Consider the following 5,949-nt stretch of genomic DNA (forward strand, 5'->3'; position numbering starts at 1 on the left):
TTACCGCACCCTGCCGGTACTCGGCAACAACGCGTTGCAGCAAACCGGCGGGAAGCACCTTGGACCGACGCAGCGCCACCAAGCGCTCGATGATCAGAGCGACGGCGATGATCGATGCAAAAAGCAGAGGCCAAATGGGCCAACCGGCCGCCAGAATGATTGAGAACACGGCAATCCCCGAAAAATCTACAGCGCGGAACTTTAGCCTGTGCCAGCTTGAGCGGCAAGTGCCGCGCTTAAGTAATGGACATATTCTTATCCACAAGATCTGTGGATAACTTTGTGGGTATCGGCACGTAATTCGCCGGAATCGCCGCCGGAGCAACCGATCGACTGACTTGTCGAAAAAACAGGCAGGGAAATAAATACATAAAATTCAAATGATTACAGACAAGTCAGCGCATACCCGCCCGACTTTCGGCCACGTGACATGATGGCGACCGAGGTGTGAATGAATTGACAAGGCGTTAGAATCCGTGCATGCCCGAAACACAAGCCATTGACGCCTCGCTGGTGCCGACCGTCATCCCCGTCTCCGTGCTCAACCGCCTCGCGCGCGAAAGGCTCGAGGCGTCGTTTCCCCTGTGCTGGGTCGCCGGCGAGGTCTCCAACCTGACCTACGCAGCCTCCGGGCACGTTTACTTCTCGCTCAAGGACGCCGCCGCACAGGTGCGCTGCGTCATGTTCCGCAACCGGGCGCAGTTGCTCGGCTGGCGGCTGGAAAACGGCCAGCATATCGAAGCCCGCGTTCTCGTCACGCTCTACGAAGCGCGCGGCGACTTCCAGTTGAACGTCGAAGCGGCGCGCAAGGCAGGCGTCGGCAATCTCTACGAACAGTTCCTGCGCCTCAAGGAGAAACTCGAGCGCGAAGGCTTCTTTGACAGCACGACCAAGCGCCGCCTGCCCGTCTTTCCGCGCCGGATCGGTATCGTCACCTCGGCTCAGGCGGCGGCTCTGCGCGACGTGGTAACGACGCTTGCCCGCCGCTCGCCGCACGTCGGAATCATCGTCTATCCGACCCCGGTGCAGGGCGAAGGCGCCTCCGAGCAGATCGCACGCGCAATCGAATGCGCAAACGCCCGGCAGGAGTGCGACGTGCTGATCGTCTGCCGCGGCGGCGGCAGCATCGAGGATCTGTGGTCATTCAACAACGAAGCCGTCGCCCGGGCGATCCGTGCAAGCTCGATCCCCGTCATCAGCGGCGTCGGCCACGAAACCGACTTCACCATCGCCGACTTCGCCGCCGACCTGCGCGCACCGACACCGACGGCTGCGGCGGAGATGGCCGCACCGCAGCACACCGCGCTGATGGCCGGCCTCGCGGCGCACCGGCAAGCACTGTCACGCGTTGCCGCGAATTCGCTGGCGCAGAAAGCGCAGCAGCTCGACTGGCAGGCCCGTCGATTGCAGCATCCGGCACAGCGGATCGAACAGCAGCGCGAATTGCTGCGCAACCTCCGGCGCCGCCTGGACCACGGCCTGGCACAACGTTGCCAACACGGACGCAACGCCCTCGCTGACCTGAGCCATCGCCTGCTCCTGGCGCGCCCGGAAACGAACGCGATCGCGCGCAGGCTTGAAGCGCTCAAGACACGACTGCCTGCCGCCTACCAGCAAACGCTGGCGAAGAAATCCGGCGACATCGCCCGCCTCGCCGCCAGCCTCGCGCACCTGAACCCGAACGCCGTCCTCGAACGCGGCTACAGCATCGTTACCAATGCCACCGGGGTGATCGTGCGCAATGCCGACTCGTTGGAACCAAACGACTCCATCGCGGTCTGTTTCCGCAGTGGTCGGGCCAATGCCACTGTCACTTCGGTGCAGCGCGGCGAAGACCAATCCTGAAAGCCACTGACCCGCTGAGAACAACAAACGACACTTCTACCAAGGAGCAAAAATGGAACATCAACTACCGCAACTCCCGTTCGCCATGGACGCACTGGTTCCGCACATGTCCAAAGAGACGTTCGAGTATCACTACGCGAAGCACCACCAGGCCTACGTCACCAATCTGAACAACCTGATCAAGGGCACCGAGTACGAAAACCTGGATCTGGAAGCCGTTGTCAAGAAGGCGCCGGCAGGCGGCATCTATAACAACTCCGCGCAGGTATGGAACCACACCTTCTTCTGGAACTGCCTGTCGCCCAATGGCGGCGGAGCACCGTCGGGCGCACTGGCCGATGCCATCAACAAGAGGTGGGGCAGCTTCGACGAATTCAAGAAAGCCTTCCAGACCTCCGCCGTCGGCAACTTCGGCTCGGGCTGGACCTGGCTGGTGAAGAAGGCCGATGGCTCGGTCGACATCGTCAACATGGGCGCGGCCGGCACGCCGCTGACGACCGGCGACAAAGCCCTGCTGTGCATCGACGTCTGGGAACACGCCTACTACATCGACTATCGCAACCTGCGTCCGAAGTTCGTCGAGACCTTCCTGAACAACCTCGTCAACTGGCAGTTCGCTGAGAAGAACTTCGCGGCGTAAGCACGGAGTGCAGTGGAAGTAAAGACGTGGAAACGCACTCACGTCGAAATTGACGACGTTCCGAAAACCCAGGGGAGCCATGCGCTCCCCTGACTTCTTTGGAAGTGCCGAGTTCTTTACCTCTTGGCATTCAAGAAACTACGGACAACTTCACTCGGTCGAGAACCCCGATGTCTCTTCGTGGGGAAAGACTGCCATCCGGGAGCCTGGGGTCATACGGCAGAAACCGAGCACAAAGCCGACATTCGAATATGCCAGAGAATCACGAGACTATTTCCCATTGCCACAGATGTTGGTGGGTCTCGTTGAGCACTGATAGACTCAGCCGATTCCAAGACCCCCATTCGCATGATTGGGTCATGGCAATGACAACCACGAAAAACCAGATCGAGCTTGATCTGATCGCGAAGCTGGGCGATCTCAAATACACCTACCGCCACGACATCCGCGACCGCGCCGCCCTGGAAGCCAACTTCCGCGAGAAGTTCGAGGCGCTTAACCGCGTGAAGCTCACCGAAAGCGAATTCCAGCGCCTGCTTGACGACGTGATCACGCCGGACGTCTACAACGCCGCGCAAACGTTGCGCAGCATCAACGCCTTCGAGCGCGACGACGGCACACCGCTCAACTACACCCTGGTCAACATCAAGGACTGGTGCAAGAACCACTTCGAAGTCATCAACCAGTTGCGCATCAACACCGACAACAGCCATCACCGCTACGACGTGATGCTGCTCATCAACGGCGTGCCGGCCGTACAGATCGAACTGAAAACCTTGGCCGTCAGCCCGCGCCGGGTCATGCAGCAGATCGTCGACTACAAGACCGACCCCGGCAACGGTTACGGCAAGACGCTGCTCTGCTTCATCCAGCTCTTCATCGTCAGCAATCGCACCGACACCCGGTACTTCGCCAACAACAACGCCCGCCATTTCAGCTTCAACGCCGACGAACGCTTCCTGCCCGTTCACCAGTTCGCCGGCGAAGACAACAAGAAGATTACTCACCTCGATGCCTTCGCCGAGAAATTCCTCGCCAAATGCACCCTGGGCCAGATGATCAGCCGTTACATGGTGCTGGTCGCCAGCGAGCAGAAGCTGCTGATGATGCGGCCGTACCAGGTCTATGCCGTGCAGGCCATTGTGGAATGCATCCACCAGCGTTGCGGCAACGGCTACATCTGGCACACCACCGGCAGCGGCAAGACGCTCACCTCGTTCAAAGCCTCCTCCCTGCTCAAGGACACCAACCACCGCATCGGCGAGCTCGACCTCTATTGTCAGGATGTGCAAAAGCGCATCAAGGATCAGCAGTACTCCAATGTCGACCTGCGTCAGGCGGGTCAAACCCATGCCCACAAGATCGATATCACCATCGTCGTGGACATGCTGCTCACCGGCTTCGACTCCAAGTACCTCAACACCCTGTACGTGGACAAGAACCTGAAGCACCACGGGCTGATCCAGGCTTTTTTCGCGCACCAACCGCGCGCTCAACGACAGCAAGCCCTACGGCAACGTGCTCGACTTCCGCCAACAGCAAGAGAATGTGAACAAAGCCATCGCACTCTTCTCCGGCGAGAAGATCGACAACCCACCATGAACCACGAGCAGTTGATCGGCCTGATCCAGGACGATGCCAAGTTCATCGCCGAATACATCCGCAGCCTGCCCGTTGGCCAAGCCCCGGATGAAAAGGAAATCCGCGCCGGCTACGAACGCTCCAAGGCCGATAAGAAAACCCGCGAACTCACCGCCATCGCCGCCAAGCACGGGCTGGACGCTGCCGCACTGCAAGCCTTTGTGGGCGACGTGCTGCGCCGCCGCATCTTCGACGGCGAAGCCCTGAGCGAGCTCATGGCCCCGCTGGGCCCGGGCTGGAAGGCACGCACCCAGGCGGCGCTGGCGTAACCGCCAACTGAGCGGCGTTGTTTTCTTGGGCTCTGCGGTAACATTCGGGTCTTTCCCATCTGCGGAACAAACATGATCGAAGCAGTCGCCGTCGCCACCATCACGATCCTTGCCGTCATCAGCCCCGGCGCCGACTTCGCCATGGTCACACGCAACAGCATGATGCGCTCGCGCCGCGCCGGGATGCTGACATCGGTAGGGATTTCGCTTGGCGTGCTGGTTCACGTCGCGTATTCGATGGCTGGCATCGGGCTCCTGATCTCGCGCTCGATCCTGCTCTTCTCGGCGATCAAGTTCGCCGGCGCCGCCTACCTGATCTACCTCGGCATCACGATGCTGAAAGCCAGGAAGATCGACGCGACAGCCGACGCTTCAGAAACCGCCCCGCTCTCGGACTTCGCGGCGCTGCGCATCGGTTTCTTGACCAACGCGCTGAATCCGAAAACGACGCTGTTCGTCGTCTCGCTCTTCACGCAGGTCATCCGCGTCGATACGCCCCTGCTCACCCAACTCGGTTACGGCGCCTTCATGTCGCTCGCGCATCTCGTCTGGTTCGTACTGGTCGCCTTCGCGTTCTCGTCGGAAGCCGCGCGTCGCTTCGTCGCCACCTCGCGCCATCTCATCGAACGCGCCATCGGGACGATCCTGCTCGGCCTTGGCATCGCGCTGGCCACAGCATCGCTTCAAAAAGCCTGAGGGCACGCCTTTTTGCCGCACTTGTCCGATCCCGCTTGACTATTACGCAACCCCAATAAGCGAGTTCGCCAACCTCCGCAAAACCTGACCGCCCACTCCATGAGCAATACTCTCCACAAAATCGCTCTCACTGTCGTATCCATCGCTTTGACAGGGTGCGGCGGCCTTGTTCGCCATGATGGCGAGGTCGCTGTTGGCATCGACGGTCTGGCCTGCTTCGGGGGACCGCCGGTTCCGCCCGCTGGCGTCGTCGAAACCGCCGCTCCCGCGCTACTCGACCAGGCGCGGGCTGCCTCCGAGAATGGCGGGATTTGCGCAGGAAAGGTGTTTTCCGTTCAGCGCAGCGTACGCGTTTATCGAGTCTGGGATTCGAGCAAGAGCCACTCGCGGATTGGCCGGTGGTGGTCGCTCAACCGGCCCAATGAGTCCAGGGAAACGTATCGCCAAACCTACGCGATTTGTCCGTCCTGGAGCGCGCTGGATCACCTCGTTTCCTGCGATCTTGTGGCCGGCAGCCTGGTCGTGATCGGCACGACGCAGAGTGCGGCGTGCGAGGATGGCGTTCATCCGAAGACGTCCATGAATCAGGTCTACATCGCCAACAATCCAGCGCAGGATCAGGTGTTCGTGGAGAACTGCAAGGATGAAGGCGCGTGGCCATGAGCGATCGCACGAACGACTGACCGCGATTGACCAGCGTTCCCCCGGGTCAATCGATGGTCTGAACTCATTCGCTTCGGGATTCGTTACGTTTTCAATTTGCCAGCCAAAGGATAAGCCTCCATGCCGATCAGCATGTACGAAGCGTCGATTCCCGTCTTCCTGCGCTATCTTGAGCGCCTTGCTGGTCTCGTCGAT

At 60.4% G+C, this 5,949-nt stretch carries 5 protein-coding genes and 1 pseudogene; 5 read left to right on the forward strand and 1 reads right to left on the reverse strand.

Annotated features, from left to right (window positions below):
• A pseudogene (locus KBA32_RS14990) lies at positions 1–169 on the reverse strand (MotA/TolQ/ExbB proton channel family protein); the annotation flags it as partial.
• Between the two features lie 311 nt (positions 170–480).
• Here KBA32_RS14990 and xseA point away from each other — a divergent pair.
• The 5 genes from xseA (at position 481) to KBA32_RS15015 (ending at position 5,754) form a co-directional block, all read left to right on the forward strand.
• A complete protein-coding gene (gene xseA / locus KBA32_RS14995; protein ID WP_294360549.1) occupies positions 481–1,845 on the forward strand; it encodes an exodeoxyribonuclease VII large subunit in 1,365 nt (454 codons plus the stop codon).
• 52 nt (positions 1,846–1,897) lie between these two features.
• Positions 1,898–2,485: a Fe-Mn family superoxide dismutase gene (locus KBA32_RS15000; RefSeq protein WP_294360550.1), complete on the forward strand. Its 588-nt coding sequence runs from the start codon at positions 1,898–1,900 to the stop codon at positions 2,483–2,485.
• A gap of 359 nt (positions 2,486–2,844) precedes the next feature.
• Positions 2,845–4,395, forward strand: coding sequence for a type I restriction endonuclease (locus KBA32_RS15005; RefSeq protein WP_294360553.1), 1,551 nt, complete (start codon positions 2,845–2,847; stop codon positions 4,393–4,395).
• Positions 4,396–4,467: 72 nt separating this feature from the next.
• On the forward strand, positions 4,468–5,091 hold the full coding sequence (locus KBA32_RS15010; protein ID WP_294360557.1) for a LysE family transporter: 624 nt from the start codon (positions 4,468–4,470) through the stop codon (positions 5,089–5,091).
• A 99-nt stretch (positions 5,092–5,190) separates the two neighbouring features.
• A complete protein-coding gene (locus KBA32_RS15015; RefSeq protein ID WP_294360559.1) occupies positions 5,191–5,754 on the forward strand; it encodes a hypothetical protein in 564 nt (187 codons plus the stop codon).
• Positions 5,755–5,949 lie beyond the last annotated feature (195 nt).

It is taken from the genome of Propionivibrio sp. (assembly GCF_017995515.1).
GTDB lineage: Bacteria > Pseudomonadota > Gammaproteobacteria > Burkholderiales > Rhodocyclaceae > Propionivibrio.